Origin of the sequence: Micromonospora mangrovicola (assembly GCF_047200535.1) — a bacterium.
In the GTDB taxonomy this organism is placed as follows: domain Bacteria; phylum Actinomycetota; class Actinomycetes; order Mycobacteriales; family Micromonosporaceae; genus Micromonospora.
The window spans coordinates 11,367-29,358 of record NZ_JBJZOG010000043.1; the positions used below are offsets into that span (position 1 = coordinate 11,367).

Below are 17,992 nucleotides of genomic sequence, written 5' to 3' on the forward strand. Positions count from 1 at the left end.
GTGCCCGGCCACCTGCTCACCACCGCCACCGTGGCGACCTGCCCGCACGGCGGGTCGGCGAGCTTCACCGCGAGCCAGTCCCGGGTGCTGGCCGACGGGGCGCCCGTGCTCGTCGTCTCCGACAGCACGACGATCACCGGCTGCCCGTTCACGGTCGGCAACGTGGCGAGCCCCTGCACCACCGTGCGGTGGCAGTCCCCGGCCACCCGGGTCACCGCCGGCGACCCGGTGCTGCTCGACAGCAGCGTGGGGCTGTGCCTGAGCGCGGCTTCCGCGCCGCAGGGCACGCTCCAGATCAGGTCGAACCAGTCAAAGGTGGAGGGGACATGAAGCGGTTCACCGCCCAGCCCTGGGCCGTCGGCGCCGGACGCCGGCTGGCCACCCGCTCCGCGCTGGAGCACCTGGACGACCTGGTCCGCCTGGTCCTGCTGACCGGGCCGAACGAACGGCTGCACCGGCCCGGTTTCGGCGCCGGGCTGGGCCCGTCGACGCTGTTCGAGCCGCTGTCGGCGGACCTGGCCGGCACCGTGCGGGCGCGGGCCCGGGGCAGCCTCAGCGACGCGCTCGGCGACCGCCTCGACGTGGTCGACGTGACCGTGACCGTCGCCGACTCGACGCTGTCCGCGCAGGTGGTCTACCGGCCCCGGCCGGCGGGCGAGACCCGCACGGTCACCCTCACCCTGCCGGCGGCGGCGCTGTGACCACCTACGACGCGTACACCCAGCCGCAGCAGCCGCAGGCCAGTGCGCTGCGGCGGCCGGAGGCGCTGTTCGCCGGGGGCAGCGTCATCGGGTTGCGCGCGGCCAGCGCGACCGCCTCGGGGACCACCCGCACGGTGTCGGTCTGGCTCTACGACGACCCGCCGGCCGGGTTGACCGCCGCCGGGCTGTGGTCGTTGCAGGGCCGCCCGGCGGTCACGGTCACCGGCCCGGGCACGATCGTCGCGGCGGGCACCGACCCGGACGGCAACCCGGTGCCCGCGCACGTCGACCTGCCGGTGCAGGCTCTCGGCGCGGCGCTGCCCGGCCGCGCGCCATACCGGCTGGGCGTCGACCCGACGGGCCTGGCCGGGCTCGGCCTGCAGGTCGACCCGCTGCGCCGGCACCTGCCCGTACGGCTCCGCCCGGAGTGCGGTGACGTGCCGGACTGCGTGCGGATCCCGGCGCAGCCCGCCCCGCTCACCCCACCCGACTACGACACCCTGGCCCGCGACTACGCGGGGCTGCGCGCGATGCTCCTGGAACGGCTGGACGTGCTCGCGCCGAACGCCGACCACTCCCCCGCCGACGTCACGATCACCCTCCTCGAACTCCTGGCGCACCTCGGTGACCTGCTGCACTACCGCCTGGACCGGGTCGCCACGGAGACCTGGCTGGGTACCGCCCGCCGCCGGGCCAACGTCACCCGCCACGCGCGGCTGGTCGACCATCCGGTGCCCCCGGCGATCAGCGCCGCCACGTACGTCCAGGTGCGGCGGGCCCACCCGGACGCCGGACCGACCGACGCGAGCTTCGTGGTCCAGCCCGGGGACACCGCGACCGACGCGGCCGGCGACCCGGACCGGTCGCCCGACGCCGCGCACTTCACCCTGGAGACCGACGCGCCGGTCACCGTCTTCGCGTCACACGCCGAGGTGCCGCTGCACGACTGGACCGAGGTGGACGCGGCCCTGACCGTCGGCGCTACCAGCGCGGTGCTGGTCCGCCCCCGGCCGGCCGACGGCACCCCGCTGGCAACGTGGTTGCCGGTGGGCTCGCTGCTCGCCTTCGAGGTGGTCGCGCCCGGCCCGCCCGGCGCGCAGCGGGACTGGGCCCGCCGGGTCGCCGACTGGCCGCCGGACGACGGTGGCGGCGGGCAGATCCGCCTCCCGCTCGCCTCGTACCCGGCGCAGGTGGTCCGGGTGACCCACGTGGTCGAGATGACCGACCCGCTCTCCCCCGGCCTGCCGCTGGTCCGGGTGTTCTGGGACACCGCCGACGCGCTGGCCCGGCCGGTGCCGGTCAGCGTGGACCAGTCGGGCGGCACCCCTCGCGTCGGCGTAGCCCGGCTCGGCGTGCTGCCCGCCCACCACGGCCTGCTGGTCGACGGTCCGGCGGCGGTCGCACCGCTCGACCCGCTCACCGGCGGTCGCCCGGACCCGGACCGCGAGCGGGTCGCCGACTACCTGCTCGTCCGTGCCGGGCCGGCGGGCCTGTCCTGCGCTCCGGGCGGCCGGCCGTGGCGGCTGGACACCCGGGTCGCGCTGCCCAGCGGGGTCACCGTCGGGGCGACCCGGGTGACCAACCTGCTGCGGGCGACCGCGGAGGGGTTCAGCGTGGTGGTCGACCACGACGACGACCACCCACCCCGGTTGCGGTTCCGCACCGGCGTGCTGGGCGTGGTGCCACCGACGCAGTCGACGGTGACGGTGCGCTACGAGGTCGGCGCCGGCCCGGACGGGCTGATCGCGGCGAACACGCTGGCCCGTCTGGTGCGCACCACCTCCCCGGCCGGGCAGCCGTGCGTCTGGGCGGAGGCCGGCGCGGGGGTCACCGCGCGCAACCTCACGCCGGGCGTGGGCGGCGCCGCCGCCGTGCCGCTCGACGACGTACGCCGGGACGCCCCGCAGGCCTACGCGGCGGTGCCCCGCCGGGCGGTGCTGGCGAGCGACCTGCCGCCGTTCGCGACGCAGGTCCCCGGGGTGGCCCGGGCGGCGGCGAGCCGGTCGTGGTCCGGGTCCTGGCCGGTCGGGCTGGTCGCGGTGGAGTCGGCGACCGACCGGGACGACCCGTCGGTCGACGCGGCGGTCGCCGAGGTGATGGACGCGGTGCGGATGGCCGGCACCGAGGTGGTCGCCCTGCCGGCGGCCCCGATCGGGCTGCTGGTCGCGGTGACGGTGTGCCTGACCCCGGGGGCCGATCCCGCGCTGGCCCGGCTGCGGATCCTGGCGGCGCTGCGCCCCGGCCGGCCGGGGGCGGTCTTCTCCGCCGCCGCGCACCCGCTCGGCACCTCGGTGTACGTGTCGACGGTCGTCGCGGCCGTCGCCGGGGTGCCCGGGGTGGACGCGGTGCGGGTCACGGAGGCACGCCGGCTGCCCGAGCCGGCCGGGACCTACCACGAGGTGCTGGTGGTCGGCCCGGACGAGATCGCGGTCTGCGACGACGACGCCGCCGCGCCGGACCGGGGCCGGATCGAGCTGTCCGTGGAGGGGGGCCGATGAACGCGCCGGAGCCCCGTGAGCTGACCCCCCGCCCGGACCCGCCGCCCGGGTTGTCCCGGCTGCGCCGTCGGCTCGCCGACCGGCACGACTTCCGCGACGCGCTGCTGGCCGGGATCGCGGGGGTGACCGGGGCGGACGGCGCCGGCCCGCTGGGCGCGCGGCTGGACGTGGCGGGCGACCCGGCCGTGGTCACCGCCGCCGAGCTGTGGTCGCGGGTCGCCGACTCGGTCGCCGCGTACACCGAGCTGACCGCGGGCGAGCGGTACCTGGGCACCGCGCAGGACTGGACGGACCTGCGGCGTACCACCGACCTGCTCGGCCATCGGCCGACGCAGCGGGCCGCCGCGCGCGGCTGGATCCGCTGCACGACGGACTCCGGCGCCAGCCCGCTGGTCGCGGCCGGCACCCGGGTGCAGGCGCCGGGCACCGCCACGGCACCGGCGCAGACCTTCGAGGTGGTCACGGACACGCAGCTGCGCGCCGACTGGGCCGACCTCACCGTCACCGCCGTGCCGGCGCCGCAGCCGCCGCCGGGCCGCGCGCTGCGGCTGCTCACCGATCCCGGCTTCACCGCCGGGGACCGCGTCGCGCTGGTCGCCGAGAAGCCCTCGGGGTACGTGCCGATGCCGTCGACCTGGTGGGACTGGCTCGGCTGGGTGTCCGTCGTCTACACCCTGTACGCCAGCAACCTGTCGCTGCGCGCCGTGGTGACGGTGACGAAGCGCTCCGACGACCTGGGCGCGTTCCTGGTCACCACCGACCGGGTGCTCACCGGGCTGCTGGCCCCGGCCGCCGGCACCACCTACGCCGCCTACCGGGTCCGGGCGAAGCTGGCGCTGGCGCACCGGCTCAGCAAGCTGTCCTACGTCGACTCCGCGGGCACCGCCGCGACGGCCGCCGTCAGCTACCCGGGCGAGGCCGCGGCGGTGGGCTCCGGCCACCTGCTGGTGACCGACGCGGGCGCGGCCAGCCCGGGCATGAACATCCTCGTCGCCAACGCGTACGGCGCGTTCGTCACCACGGTCAAGTCGGTGTACGGGGTGGACTGGTCGGTCGCGCCCGGCACGAGGCACCACGTCGGCCGGATCGAGCTGACCGACCCGCTGCCGCCGGCACAGCGGGACGACGACATCGAGATCATGCTCGTCGATCAGCGGGTCGTCGCCCAGCACCACGAGCTGCCGCCGCTGGCTCCCGGCGGGACCCGCCTGCGGGTGCACCCCCGCCCCGCCGAGGTGCCCACCCGGATCGCCGTGCGGACCACCGCCGGCTGGGAGCTGGCGGACTGTTCCCGGGACGCCGGCGACACCAGCGGCGACGTGGGCGGCATGCTCCTCGTCCTGGGCGCCGGGCTCACCGGGACGGCCGCGAAGGCCCCGGCGACGGCCAACCTGGTTTCCGTCCGGCACGGCGAGACGCACCGCGGGCCGCTGACGGTGGCCGGCGGTGGCACCGTCGTTCCCGGCCCGGTCACCGCCGACGTCGACCCGTCGGGCCGGGTCACCGACAGTCTCAGCGTCCGCGTCGACGGGGTGGCGTACGACGAGGTCGACAGCCTGTACGGGCGGGACCCCGCGGCACCGGTGTTCACCACCCGGCTCGCCGCCGACGGCCGGCTCGTGGTCCGCTTCGGCGCCGAGGCGGCGCGCGGCGAGGTGACGGCGACCTGGCGGGTCGGCGGCGGCCTGGTCGGCGAGCTCGACGCCACCCGGATCGACACCCTGCTGGGCAGCGTGCGCGGCCTCCGGAAGATCGCCGGGGTGGGCCGGACCACCGGTGCCGCCGACCAGGAGGACCCGCTGCGGATGCGGCGGGCCGCCGCGGCCCGGGTCCGCGCGCTGGACCGCGCCGTGTCCCTGGACGACCTGGCCGACCTGGCGCTCGGCGTGCCCGGGACGAGCCACAGCGTGGCCTGGCGGGGGGCGGGCCCGGCGGGCTGCCCCTGCGGCGGGATCGGCCTGCACGTGGCGTCGCTGCGGTTCGGCGACACCGGGGTACGCGCGCCGCTGGCCACCGAACTGGCCACGCTCGCCGGCTACCTGGATGCCCGCCGGGACACCTCGGTGGGGCTGTGCGCGTGCGCGGGCGTACCGAGCGCGCTGACCGCCACGCTGACGGTGAGCGCCGACCCGCGCCGCGACCCGGCGACGGTGCGGGAGGCGGTCCGCGCGGCGCTGCTCGACCCGGCCGGCCCGCTCGCGCCCCGGCCACGCGACCTCGGCGTACCCGTCGACGCGAGCGACGTGCTGGCGGTGGCGCAGGCGGTCACCGGGGTGGTCGGCGTGGTCGCGCTGTCGGTCACCTCGGGCGTCCGCGCGCCGTCGGCCGCCGAGGCGGCGATCGGGCGCACGCCGGCCGAACGGTACGAGCTGCTGAGCGTGACGGCGGTGACGGTGCAATGAGCGAGCGATTTCTGCGCATGGTGCCGCCGGCGCTGCTGGCCGCCGGGCCGGACGGCGCCGACCCGCCGCTGCTCGCGCTGCTGACCGCGCTGGAGGAGCAGTGGCTGCTGCTCGCGGCGGACGTCGACCGGGTGCTCGACGACGCCTTCCCGGACAGCGCCGCGGACTGGGCCCTGCCGTACCTGGGCGCGCTGCTGGGGTTGCCGCCCGACGCCGACCGGCGGGAGATCGCGTACGCGACGGCGCTGCGCCGGCGCAAGGGCACCCCGGCCGCCCTGGAGGATTTCGCCGAGGTGGTCACGGGCTGGTCGGCGCGGGTGCGCGAGGGCTGGACGGCGACGGTGTGGTGCCAGCAGCTGCGCCACCCGGTCCGGCGGACCGCCTCGCTGGACCTGCGCCGGGGCGAGCACCTGCTGGCCGGCACCGGGCTCGACCCGGCCCGCCGGTCGGTCACCCCTGGCGGGTCGTACCACCCGGCGGCGGCGACCGTGCAGGTCTTCCCCTGGCAGGTCCTCGGCTACGACCAGGTGGAGGTGGCGCCGCTGGGCGGCGGCCGGTTCGCGCTGCACCCGCTGGGGGTGAGCGCGCCGCTGTACCTGCGGCCGCGGCCGCTGGAGATCGCCAGCGACGCCGAGGACGAACGGCCGCCCGGCCGGCCACCCGTCCCGCGCCGCCCGCGCGCGCCCGGTGAGCTGCCGGTACGCGCCACCTGGCGGCTGATCGACGCGCTCGGCGAGGTGAGCTACGGGCCGGTGTGGACCCTCGCCGCCGACCATCCGCTCACCGGCGACGGGCCGGCGCTGCTGGAGCTGACCGTGGACGGCGTGCCGCTGCCCTGGGCGAAGGTCGGGCTGACCGCGCTGCCGCCGGTCGGGTCGCCCGCCGCCCCGGCGGGGACGGTGCTGGTCGACCCGTACCGGGGGGTGGTGAAGCCGGCCGGGGACGTGCCGGGCACCCTGCGCGCCACGTTCTACCGGGCCGTGCCGGGCCGGCTCGGCGCGCTGGCCAGCACCGCCGAGACGCGCGACGACGCGCAGGTGGTGATCGTCGTCGACCCGTTGGCGGGCCCGCACCCGGCCGGGCAGATCGTGGTGCCCACGCTGGGCGCGGCGTTCGCCGCCGCCACCGCGGCGACCGGCGGCCCCGGCGAGCCCGACGCCCCGCAGATGGAGATCCGGCTGCTCACCAGCGACCGGCTCGCCGCCCCGGCCGCCCCGGTGACCGGTGCGCCGACGTTGACCCGGTGGCGGGTCGTCGCGCCGACCGGCTGCACCCCGGTGGTCACCGGGGACCTGTCCCTGGACCTGGCCGACGTGCAGGTCGAGCTCTGCGGGTTCCTGCTCGCGGGTGCGCTGCGGCTCGGCCCGCAGCTGGCCGGCGTCGACCTGATCGGGATGACCTGCGACCCGACAACCGGGGAGGGGATCGAGGTGGACCCGACGGCGTGGACGGTCCGGCTGACCGCGACGCGCTGCCTGCTCGGCCCGGTCCGCGCGGACCTGTCCGCGTACCCGATCCAGCTGACCGACTGCGTCGTGGACGGGCGGGGCGCGGCGCTGATGCCGTGCGGCGGGGACCCGGGCGGCGACCCCGCCCGCGCCGCGGTCGCCGCCGCCGACCGGTTCCCGCCCGACCTCGCCGCCACCGGGGTCACCTTCGTCGGGCCGGTCGGCGCCGACGAGGTGTGGGTGACCGACTGCCTGTTCACCGGCGGGCTGCGCACCACCGTCACGTCGACCGGCTGCGTGCGCTACTGCCACCTGGGCGAACACGACTCGCCACAGGCCCACCCGCCGGCCTACCACTGCCTGACCGGGCCGTTGCCGCGCTTCGGCGGGATCGGCTTCGACTCGGCCGGCTACTACGCGCCGCTGGTCGACGCCCCGTCGGCACGCCCGTCGCCGCCGCTGCTCACCGGCGCGAGCGACGGCGGCGAGATCGGCGCCTACCACCACGTCCGGCGGGGCCCGCTGGCCGTTCGGCTGGCGCAGCGCCTGCCCGAGATGACCCCGTTGACCGTGCATCCGCACCTGAGCGTCGCGCACCCGGAGGAATGACATGACCGGAGACGTCACCAGCGTCCCGTTGCGCGCCACCGACCGGTGGACCGCGGCGCTCATGCAGCAGGGTCGGGTGCTGCTGGACACCGACTGGAACCTGGTCGTCGGCGGTCCCGCCCGGGACGCCCGGCAGCTCGCCCGCGACGCGATCGGCCCGGCCGGCGTGCCGGCTGGCAGCACCGCCTTCAAGGTGGACTTCGTGGGTGACACGCTGACGGTCCGCGCCGGGACGATGTGGATCGGCGGGCTGCTCGCCCGCAACCCCACCGACCTGGCGTACGCGGCGCAGCCGGAGATCGCCGCGCTGCCCGCGTCCGGCCTGGTGAACGTCCATCTCGACGCGTTCGTCGAAGAGGTGCAGGCGGCCGAGGACCCGGACGGTCTGCTCGACCCGGCCCTCGCCGGGGTCGACACCACCACTCGGACCCGGGTGGGCTGGCGGGTACGCGCCACCGCCACCACGTCCACCGCCTGCACGGTGCCCGGCCCGTTCGCGCCGGTGTCCACGGGACGGCTGGACGTGTCGCGCACCGCCGCGCCGGTGTCGGCCGATCCGTGCGCCCCGCCGGACGACCCACGCAGCAAGCTGCCCGACGGGCTGCTGCGCATCGAGGTGCTCGACGCGGGCACCGAGAAGACGGCCCGCTTCGCCTGGTCGTACGTCAACGGCAGCGACGCGGTGGCGGCGAAGGTGGCCGGCACGGCGGTGACCCTGGCCCCGTCGCCCGCGGTGACGTTCGCCCCCGGCGACCTGGTCGAGGTGTCGACGCTGGCGCGGCGGGCCGACCGGCGCAACCACGGCGCGCTGTTCACCGTGGCGGCGGTGGCGCCGTCGGCCGGGGGTGACACGGTCACCCTCGGCGCGGCCAGCCCGTTGGCGGGCGACCCGCCGGGCACCTGCCTGCGGCGCTGGGACGGCCAGGTCGTCGGCGCGGCCGGCGAGGTCCCGTTGACCCTCGGCGGCGCCGACGTCGGCATCGCGTTCACCGCGCACCCCGGCTCCTACCAGGTCGGCGACTGGTGGGGGGTGCGGGTACGCGGCAGCGCCGCGGACGCGGTGGAGACGTTGACCGACGCCCCGCCCGACGGCGTGGTGCACGCCGTCGCGCCGCTGGCCGTGGTGGATCTGACGAACAAGACCGTGCTCACCGACTGCCGGCCCGCCTTCCCGCCGCTGACCGGGCTGCGCGGCGGCACCTGCACGGTGACCGCGTTCCCGGGCGACGACCTGCAGGCTGCCCTGGACGCGTTGCCCGCCACCGGCGGCGAGCTGTGCCTGGCCGCCGGGACGTTCCGGGTCGCCACCCCGCTGACCGTCAAGGGCAAGCAGCGGGTGGTGATCACCGGGGTCGGACCGGCGACGGTGCTGGCCGGCGAGAAGCACGAGGCGGTCCTGGTCGCCACCCGCTGCCCGGACATCGAGGTCACCCGGCTGCGGGTGGAGGCCGGCCTGCCCCCCGGCACGCCGCCCGGCGAGGAGCACCTGCTGGGCGCCCTGACGTTCCTGGGCTGCGACGGGGTGCGGGTGCGCGACTGCGAGGTGTGGTGCCCGGACTCGCCCGGGAGGGCGCAGTCGGGCATCTACGCGGCGCCCGACCCGGAGGGCGTGCGTCCGGGCGTGGTGGAGGTGCGCGGCAACCGGTTGGAGATCGGCGACCAGCAGGCCGGCGTCGTCGTCGCGTCGGCGACGGAGAGCACGGTGGTGGACAACACCGTCGTGCTGGCGGCGGGCAAGGCGTCCACGGTGGTGACCCGCCTGGTGGCGCGCGAGCTGGGTCGGTTCGTCGCCGGCCACCTGACCGTCGATCCGCAGGCCACCCGCGGCGCGGCGGTCGAGCTGGTCGACGAGCGCACGGTACGGATGGACGGCCCGACCCCGCTGCGCCGGCTGGCCGCCGACTGGGCGAAGGCCACCTCGGCACGACGGCTGGCGTCGGCCGCTTCGCTGCGCCAGGGGCTGGCCCGCTTCGTCGCGGCGAGCGCCGCCGAACCGCACCAGGCGGCGGTCGGATCGGTCAGCGGTCGGTTCCTCGCGGCGGCGGTGAAGGACACCCGCGCCGTCGGGCAGGGCATCGTGGTGGCCGGCGACCGGGCGAACCTGGTCCGGGTCGAGGGCAACGAGGTGACCGGGGCGTTGCAGGGCGTCCACGTGGCGCTGCGGGCGGCCGGCGGGGGCCGGCGGGTGCTCGGCCAGGTGGTGATCAGCAACAACACCGTGTCCTGCGCGGTCCCGTTCTTCTGGGGCCGCCAGCGGCACGCCTTCCACGTGGGCGGCTTCACCAGCCTCACCATGGTGGACAACCACGCCCGGTTGCAGCGTACGGGCGACCAGACCGACGGCACTGTGGTCGACGCGGTGCGGATCATCGGCCAGCTGGGCGCGTTCCTGCAACTGCGCGGCCTGGACGCCTCCGGTCCGTTCCGGGCCGGTGTCGTGCTGCGCGACGAGGGGCCCACCCAGCGGGTGTCGCTGCGCTACGTCAGCGACGTGCTCAACCCGCTGGGGGTCGGGGTACGCGTCGAACAGGGGTCGTTCCTGCTGGACCGTTGCGTCCCGTGACGGGATGGAATATCCTCATAGGTCCAGGCATACGACAACCCGCGGTAGGGACAGCCGAGGCCTTGTGTCATGGATGAGGGGTTCGACACCCCGTATGGCTGGACAGCACGGACGAGAAGGCGTCGACAAGGTCGACGCCTTTCGTCTGCCCCGGATCGGTGGCCCACCGGCCGGCGACGGAGCCCCGCCGGTGGCGGCGCTCCGCCCGCTCAGGGTGTCAACGGGTGTCGGGCGAGAAGTCGAGGCCCTCGTCGTTGAGTTGATGCCGGACCACGAACGCCTCCACGTCGTCGGTCGGCCAGACCGACCCGTGCCGCCGCAGCGCCTCCAGATACTGCTGGTTCTGCGGCGCATCGGTCAGAATGAGGTTCCCGCCGTCCTTGGCCAGCCAGGGATTGTCCGACAGCCGTACCCGATGTTCGAGGTTCAGCGGTTCGAACACGCTCGTGCCGTCCGGGCGGACCACCCTGACCCGTAGCGTGCCGGTCGGGTTGAGTTCGGCGTCACCGGCGGCGACGAGCTGAGTCTCGATCGCCTGCAGCGCCGGGTCGGCCCGCAGCCGTCGCATCACCTTGCGCTGGAGGCCGCCGAAGTCGGCGCGGGCGAGGTCACGTGCCTCGCGCAGGATGGCGACCGCCCGAGCCCGCTGCTGCGGGGTCAGGGTGGGGGCGTCGCCCACCTCGGTGCGCAGGGTGTCGAAGTCGACGCGGAGCTGGGCGAGGCGGGCCCGCCGTGCGGTGGGCCGCTCGGCCGCCACGACCCGCGCCACGATCGCCGGCAGCCGGTCCGTCGCGAGCTGCTCGTAACGGGCGACGAGGGCGGGATTCGCGACCTGGACGGCGCGGGTCTGCCCGGTGATCGTCACCGTGGTCTGCTGGGCCTGCTGCGCGACGGCGACCGCCGTCGCCTGCTGCACCGGCGCGGTCACCTGCTGCGGCGCGGTCACCTGCTGCGACGTGGTCACCTGCTGCGACGCGGTCACCTGCTGGGTCGGGGCCTGGGTCTGCTGCTGCACCACGGCCTGCTGCTGCGTCGGGGCCCGCTGGACGAACCCGGCCGCGCCGTCCCGCACGACGATCGAGGTCGGGGCGGGCGACTCCCCCATCCGCAGCGACGGCCCGACGTCGGCCAGGCCGAGCATCAGCGCGCCCGCGTACGTCCGGGTGGTGCGCATGAACCCCCGGCCGAGCTGGAACGCGCGCTGCTGGGCCGGGGTGACGCCGATCGGCTGTCGGCTGGCCAGCGCGCCGACGGTGATCCCCAACGCGCCGGACTGCGCCGTCTGGCTCCAGTCGCCGCCCGACTGGACGTACGTCGCGCCGGCGCCGGCGACGCCGGGCAGGCCCACGCCGACACCGAACCGGGCGGCCGGATTGGTCAACCACTGGGAACCGGCACCTGCCGCGCCGCCGAACGCGCCGAGCCCGAGGCCCCACGCGCCGGAAGTCAGCACGTACCCGGCCCGGCTCTCCCCTTCCGGCACGTCGCTCAGTGCGGCGCCGGTCATCGACCCGAGCGCGTTGCCGCCGCCCCCGGCGAGCGCGCCGCGCCACAGCTGCCCGCCACGGGTCAGCCCGGCCGCGCCCAGGCCGAGGTTGCGGGCCAGCCCCAGGGTCGCCCCGCCACCGACCCCGATCGCGATGCCCTGCTCGCCGACGCGTCGCCCCTCGCTGAGCCCGGTCCGCAGGGCCGCCTCGCCGCCGTGGCCGGCGACCAGCTCGCCGCCCGCCCCGCCGGCGAAGCCGAGCACGAAGCCCTCGCCCCCGACGACGACGCCGGTGCCGGCCGCGGTCATGCCGGTGGCGAGGACGCCGGTGGCGCCGGTCCCCGCGACGCCGGCGGCGACCACCGGGGCGGCGAGGATCGCGCCGATGGACAGCGCCACCGCGAACGCCAGGTTCCGGGTGATGGTCAGCCCGGTGACGATCGAACCGGCCGCCGAGATCGCCCGGTCGATGCCCGCCAGCACGATGGTCTGCGCCCGGTCGGCCTCCGCCACGGCGGTGAGGACGGCGTCGGCCATGTCGCTGAGCGAGCCGCGTCGCTGGGCGCCCCGGTAGCGACTCAGCGCGGCCTGGGAGTCCATCAGCGGGCCGAGCATACGGTTCTGGACGTCGACCGGTTCCTCGCCGCTGACCACGCTGACGAGGAAGCCGACGACGTACTGGTCCTCGTAGTTGAGCCGGAGGTGCTCGCTCATCCGGAACTCGGTGCTGTCGTTCATGTCCCGCGCCCGACGCACCGCCTCCTGCAGCGCGGTGGTGACCTCGCCGCGCACCCGGTCGGCGAGCTCCTGTGAGAAGACGAGCATCTCGCCCTCGTGCATGACGTACGCCATGCCCGGCTGCTCCTGGTAGGGCCGGATCGACTCGATCAGCCGGATGTTCGCGAGCACGTCGGCCCGGTCCGCGCCGGCCGCCGGTGACAGGGCGCGGGCCAGTCGCTGCTGCTGCCGCTGGGCGCTGGCCCGGCCGAGCTCCGCGCCGAGGCCGGGCTCCAGGACGGCGAGTTCCTGCCGCAGGGTCGACCGGTCGTCCCGACCCAGGTCGGGGCGCTGCAACCAGGCGGTGATCCGATCCACCTCGGTCCGGATCTCGGCCGGGTCGGTGAGCTGCTCACTGGTGCGTTCCCGCAGGACGCGCGGCATCTCCGTCTGCTCGGGCAGCTCCGGCTGGGGCTGCGCCGGGCCGGCCCGGCGGCGGCCCCGGCGTCGCGGTGGCGGCCGGTCGGCGGCCCGCATGGCGGCCTGTCGACGGGTGATCTCCGCCTCCAGGGCCGCCTTGGCCTCCATCATCCGGTCGGTCTCCTCCGTGCCGACGATCTGCCGACCGAGCCACTCGTCGACGGCACGCAGCTCGTCCAGCAGCTCCGTGAAGCCGTAGTGCCGGATGTCCGGGGTGCTGTGCAGCCAGTCCTCGGCCGCGAACGCGACGTAACGCGTGCGGGTGCTGCGCAGCGGCCCGAGGGCGTCGAGGTCGCGCGCGGCGTGGTGCGCCTGCGCCTCCGCGTCGGCCGGCGGGGCATCGCCGTCGCCGGACTGCTGCGCGGCGTGGATCAGCTCGTGGGTGAGCAGCGCGTCCGGGATCGCCTGCCCCGGCCCGACCGCGATCCCGATGTCCCGCCCGAGGGTGAACGCGGCGGCGCGGGCGGCCCGGGCCGCCGTGCGCACCCGCGGGCCGGTGTGCACCCGCACGCCGGCCAGGGCCATGCCGGTGGCGGCCTCGACGGTGGCGCGGACCCCTCCGTGGACGGGTCGGGCCAGGTCGGCGAACGCCCGCTCGAAGGCGACCCGGCCGAACTCGGAACCGGCGGCCGGCCGCGGCGACGTGGACGGGCACTGGTCGATGGCCGGGGCGGTCCTCGCCGCGGGCGGAGCGGCGCTCGGGGTGGCAACAGCATGGGTCTGGCTCACCGCGACTCCCATCCGTCCCTGCCCATCATGCCGGGGCACCGACCGTCGAACAAGGACTGTTCGGGCTGGTCGGATCGCATTTCCGACAGCTGGCCGGCGCCTCGGACAGGCGGCGGAAGGGGTGGCGCGGCTGCCGTGAGATCAACCCTCGGCACCCTTGACCGGGGGAGGTGACCGGCCTAGCTTCATCGATCAGGAAAGTTCCTTAACCAATTCCCCTCCGTCCTCGTGGGAGTGCCGATGCGAACATTCCGCCGCCGCCTCACCGCCCTCGCCGCCCTGGCGACCGCGCTGGTCGCCGTCGCCCCGCCGGCCGCGGCGAACGCGGGCGACCATCCCGGCCGGCCGGCCGGCTACCACCGGGTCGGCTACTTCACCCAGTGGGGCATCTACGGCCGGGCCTTCCCGGTGAAGAAGCTCGACACCTCCGGCGCGGCGAGCCGCCTCACCCACGTCAACTACGCCTTCGGCAACGTCAGCGAGGACGGCCGCTGCTACGTGGACGGTGGGCCGGGTGAGGGCGACGCCTGGGCCGACTACCAGCGCCCCGTCCCGGCGGACGAGAGCGTCGACGGCGTCGCCGACACCTGGGGCGAGCCGCTCAACGGCAACTTCGGACAGCTGGCCAAGCTCAAGGCCGCGCATCCCGGGCTGCAGGTGTTGATCTCGCTGGGTGGCTGGAGCTGGTCGACCTACTTCTCCAACGCCGCCCGCACGGACTCCTCCCGCAAGGCGTTCGTCGCCTCCTGCATCGACCTCTATCTCAAGGGAAACCTGCCGGTCCTGGACGGCGGCAGCGGCGGCCCGGGTGCCGCCGACGGCGTCTTCGACGGCATCGACCTGGACTGGGAGTGGCCGAACTGGCCGGGCGACTCGGACAACGTGATCCGTCCGGAGGACCGGGAGAACTTCACCAAGCTGCTCGCCGAGTTCCGCCGGCAACTCGACGCTTACGGCCGCAAGGCCCGCAAGCACTACGCGCTGACCGCCTTCCTACCGGCCAACCCGGCGGCCATGGACGCCGGCTACGAGGGTCGCGAAATCTTCCGGTACCTGGACTTCGCCACGGTGCAGGGCTACGACTTCCACGGCGCCTGGGACGCGGTGACCAATCAGCAGTCGGCGCTGCGCGTGCCGGCCGGGGCGCCGGACAGCCCGGACTTCTCCGCGGAGGTGGCGATCGACGGCTGGATCGCCCGCGGCGCGCCGCGCGGCAAGCTGGTCCTCGGCATCCCGTACTACGGGCGGGGCTGGACCGGTGTGACCGGGGGCGGGAACGGGCTGTTCCAGCCCGCAGCCGGGCCCGCGCCGGCCACCTTCGAAGCCGGGTACGAGGACTACCGGCGGCTCAAGACCCTGACCGGCGAAGGTTTCACCGTGCATCGTGACCTCCGCGGCGGGCACGCCTGGTTGTTCGACGGCACGACGTTCTGGACGTACGACGACCCGGCGGTGGTGCTGCAGAAGACGTGGTACATCCGCCGGACCGGCCTGGCCGGCGCGATGATGTGGTCGCTGGACGGAGACGATGACAACGCGACGCTGACCAGGACGATCGCCGTCGGGCTCGGCACGCCGTAGCAACGGCCGCGGCTGAAGTCGCCGATCCACCGAGCTGCGCCCACCGGGCTGTCGCCGACCGCACCTCGGCCGGCGGCAGCCCGGTTCGCCGTCCGGGCCCGCGACCCGGCACCGGCTCCGCCGACGCGCACCGTCCGCCCGTCAGCGCCACCACGGCCGGGCCGCCGCCGCGGCCGCCCGGGCGACCGGCCCGGCCAGATCCTCGCTCAGGTGGTCGATGCTGCGAATCCACTCGGCTGCCACCACGAGCGCCATCGCGGACCCGCCGGCCTCGTCGTCGGTGCGCCACTCGCGCAGACAGGCCCACACCGGCGCGTCCAGATCCGGCAGTGCGGAGCGGGCCGACGCGGTCGCGCCGCCGGCCAGTTCGCCGGCCAACCGCGCGAGGTCGCCGAGCAGGGCCTGCTGCGCGGATCGGACGGTCCCGGCCGCGTCCGGGCACCGGTCCGCCCGGTAACCGTGCTCGACGGCCGCTCTCTCCAGCAGCTGGGCCGCCATGGCCAGGTAGTTCGCGCCGGCCAGCAGCTCCACCGCGCTCGGCGGGTCGAGGTCGCCGCTCGGGCGCTCGGACAGGTAGTCGCCGAGCGCCAACTCGGCTCGGGTCCGGCTGCCCAGTGGCGCGGCCGCCGCTTGCGGTCGATCGGTGGCCGCGCCGGCGAGCAGCCGGTCGAACGCGTCCCGCAGCTGCCCGATGACGGCGCGGTGGTAGGCGGCCGCGCTCCGCACGAACTGCCGTCGCGCGCCGTGTGGCCACATCAGCAGGCTGAGCGCGACGCTGACGGCCACACCGACACCCACGTCGGCCAGCCGGATCAGGCCCAGACGCCAGCCCACCGGCGCGAGCAGGTTGAAAATGATCATCAGGTCGAGCGTGAAGGCGGCCTGGCTGAGCAGGAAGCGTTGGGAGCCGGCGGTGTATGCGGACAGGAACACCGCGGCCGGCAGGACCGCCCAGAGCAGCGCCGGGCGGCCCGTGGCCCCGAGCACCACGGCCGCACCGGCGGCGACGCCCACCAGGTTGCCCCCGATCGCCCGGGCCACCGACCGCGCGGTCCCCAGGGCGTTGGTCCGCAGGACCTGCAACGTGCCCAGTACCACCCAGAACGCGTGCGGCAGACCCAGTCGCCCCGCGAGCCACACCGACACCGCCAGACCCACTGCGACCCGCAGGCTGTCCCGCACCGCGGTCGAGCCCGGTGCCACGGACGAGGTGAACCACCGCAGCCGGCGACGGCGGGCCAGCCGGTCGGCCAGGCTTCCCTCGACCGGGAACCCCTCGGCATCGACGGCGCTCCCGGCCGCCACGGCGGCGTTCCCGCCGACCCGCGTCGACAGGTGCGCCAGCACGCGCAGCGTGTGGTCGACGGCCAGGGCGTCGAGGATCTGCTCGGCGGGCACCGGGCGGACCAGTGAACGTCGTGTCCAGCGCTCCAGCGCCTGCCGGTGCGCCCGCCGCCGCCGGTCGAGCGCGCCGACGTCTGCCGCCTCGGCACCCTCGAGGGCGGCGGCACTGCGGTGCAGGGCGTCCGACACCGCCACCACCAACGCGCCCTCGGTCCCGGTACCCCGCCGGGCGAGATGTTCCGGCCGGTACCGCGGACGACCGGCGACCCCCACGATCAACTGGAGGTCGCCGAGGAGAGCGGCGTAGGCACGCAGCCGGCGACGGGACCCGATCGACCGGCCCGCCGTGGCCGCGTACCGGCCACGGGCCGTTTCGGTCGCCCGCCCCGCCGCCTCCCGCAACCGGGGCAGCTCCGGATCGGCCGGATCACGGGCCATCGCGTCGACCAGGTTCGCCACCGAGCGGCACGCCGCACCGGCAGCCCGGTTCAGCGCCACCGGGCCGGCGTGGGGCAGCAGCAACAGGCCGGCAGCGGTCGCGGCGAGGCCGGCGAACAACCACCCCGCCAGGCGCATCGGGAGCTGCGCCGCGGCGGCGGGCAGCGTGACGGCCAGGACGAACGCGAGCAGCAGGCCCAGCCGCGCCGCACCGACGTGACCGCCCACCACCACGGCGAGGAAGGTGGCCACGAACGCCACCAGGAACATCACGGCGGGGACGGCGACCGACCCCCGGGAGACCAGGGTGCCCACGGCCACCAGCACCGCCCCGGCCGCGGTGGCGAGCAGGTAGGAACGGGCCCGCTCCCCGCCGGTACCGCCGAAGTCGCTCATGATCAGGAGGGCGAACCCACCGAAGACGGCGAACGTGGCGAAGGACTCATTGCCCACCACGTATCGCCCGAACGCCAACAGACCCGGCAGGACCACCGCGGCGCGAAGCGCGTCCCTGGGCACGCTCCGCTCGGGATCGGCCAGGATCGACACCAGTCGGCGCACGGCGCGACCCGCGCTCGGTCGCCCGTCCCGGGTCCCGCCCCGCTCCGCCCGCCCGCCGGGCCCTACCCCGGTCGCCCCGCCCCGGTCGCCCGGCCGGCCCGCCGTGTCGTCTCCGCGCACCCCGCCAGGCTCCGCCATGCAACCCCTGTAGCCAGCAACGTTCCCGCTACACCCCGGGGCGCGGAGACCTCGGGCGGCCGGCGGTCGCGGCGCTCCGGGCCGGTCCGCCGGAGGGCAACCACGTACCGGGTCACGGATATGACATCTGCGGCCGGAGAAATAGACGAACGTGCAATGCCTTCGGCCGAACGCATCGACGACCGGCACGATCCGTGGATTCCGCCGAAGATCACCGGTGCCATGATGTGAGCAGGCTGTCGCATCGAGTGATCTAGATCTGTCGCATGAACGGCAGCCCCGGAAGGCGGCCGCGGG

Annotated in this window: 9 protein-coding genes; 7 read left to right on the forward strand and 2 right to left on the reverse strand. The window is 76.0% G+C overall.

Annotation, left to right across the window (positions count from 1 at the left end; translation table 11 throughout):
* From ACL02O_RS18550 to ACL02O_RS18575, 6 genes are read left to right on the forward strand one after another with little or no spacing between them, the layout of a single operon-like run.
* Positions 1-330: a hypothetical protein gene (locus tag ACL02O_RS18550; protein ID WP_412819346.1), complete on the forward strand. Its 330-nt coding sequence runs from the start codon at positions 1-3 to the stop codon at positions 328-330.
* Positions 327-701: a hypothetical protein gene (locus tag ACL02O_RS18555; RefSeq protein ID WP_412819347.1), complete on the forward strand. Its 375-nt coding sequence runs from the start codon at positions 327-329 to the stop codon at positions 699-701. The genes ACL02O_RS18550 and ACL02O_RS18555 overlap by 4 nt, the downstream gene beginning before the upstream one ends.
* Complete coding sequence (locus tag ACL02O_RS18560) at positions 698-3,199, forward strand: baseplate J/gp47 family protein (RefSeq protein WP_412819348.1); 2,502 nt, start codon at positions 698-700, stop codon at positions 3,197-3,199. The genes ACL02O_RS18555 and ACL02O_RS18560 overlap by 4 nt, the downstream gene beginning before the upstream one ends.
* Entirely contained in the window at positions 3,196-5,601 is a 2,406-nt protein-coding gene (locus ACL02O_RS18565) for a hypothetical protein (RefSeq protein ID WP_412819349.1), read from the forward strand. The genes ACL02O_RS18560 and ACL02O_RS18565 overlap by 4 nt, the downstream gene beginning before the upstream one ends.
* Positions 5,598-7,658: a hypothetical protein gene (locus ACL02O_RS18570; RefSeq protein ID WP_412819350.1), complete on the forward strand. Its 2,061-nt coding sequence runs from the start codon at positions 5,598-5,600 to the stop codon at positions 7,656-7,658. Before ACL02O_RS18565 ends, ACL02O_RS18570 begins: the two co-directional genes overlap by 4 nt.
* A gap of 1 nt (position 7,659) precedes the next feature.
* A complete protein-coding gene (locus ACL02O_RS18575; protein WP_412819351.1) occupies positions 7,660-10,221 on the forward strand; it encodes a DUF6519 domain-containing protein in 2,562 nt (853 codons plus the stop codon).
* Positions 10,222-10,438: 217 nt separating this feature from the next.
* Here the strand turns inward: ACL02O_RS18575 and ACL02O_RS18580 are convergent, their stop codons facing one another.
* Positions 10,439-13,633 carry an eCIS core domain-containing protein gene (locus ACL02O_RS18580; RefSeq protein ID WP_412819352.1) on the reverse strand — a complete coding sequence of 1,065 codons (3,195 nt, stop codon included), beginning with the start codon at positions 13,631-13,633 and terminating at the stop codon, positions 10,439-10,441.
* 240 nt (positions 13,634-13,873) lie between these two features.
* Between ACL02O_RS18580 and ACL02O_RS18585 the strand changes: the two genes are divergently transcribed.
* Positions 13,874-15,214: a glycoside hydrolase family 18 protein gene (locus ACL02O_RS18585; protein ID WP_412819353.1), complete on the forward strand. Its 1,341-nt coding sequence runs from the start codon at positions 13,874-13,876 to the stop codon at positions 15,212-15,214.
* Positions 15,215-15,355: 141 nt separating this feature from the next.
* On the opposite strand, the gene ACL02O_RS18590 is transcribed toward ACL02O_RS18585, so the two are convergent.
* The gene (locus ACL02O_RS18590; RefSeq protein ID WP_412819354.1) at positions 15,356-17,557 is read right to left on the reverse strand and encodes an FUSC family protein; all 2,202 of its coding nucleotides are present in this window, start codon (positions 17,555-17,557) and stop codon (positions 15,356-15,358) included.
* Positions 17,558-17,992: the final 435 nt, after the last annotated feature.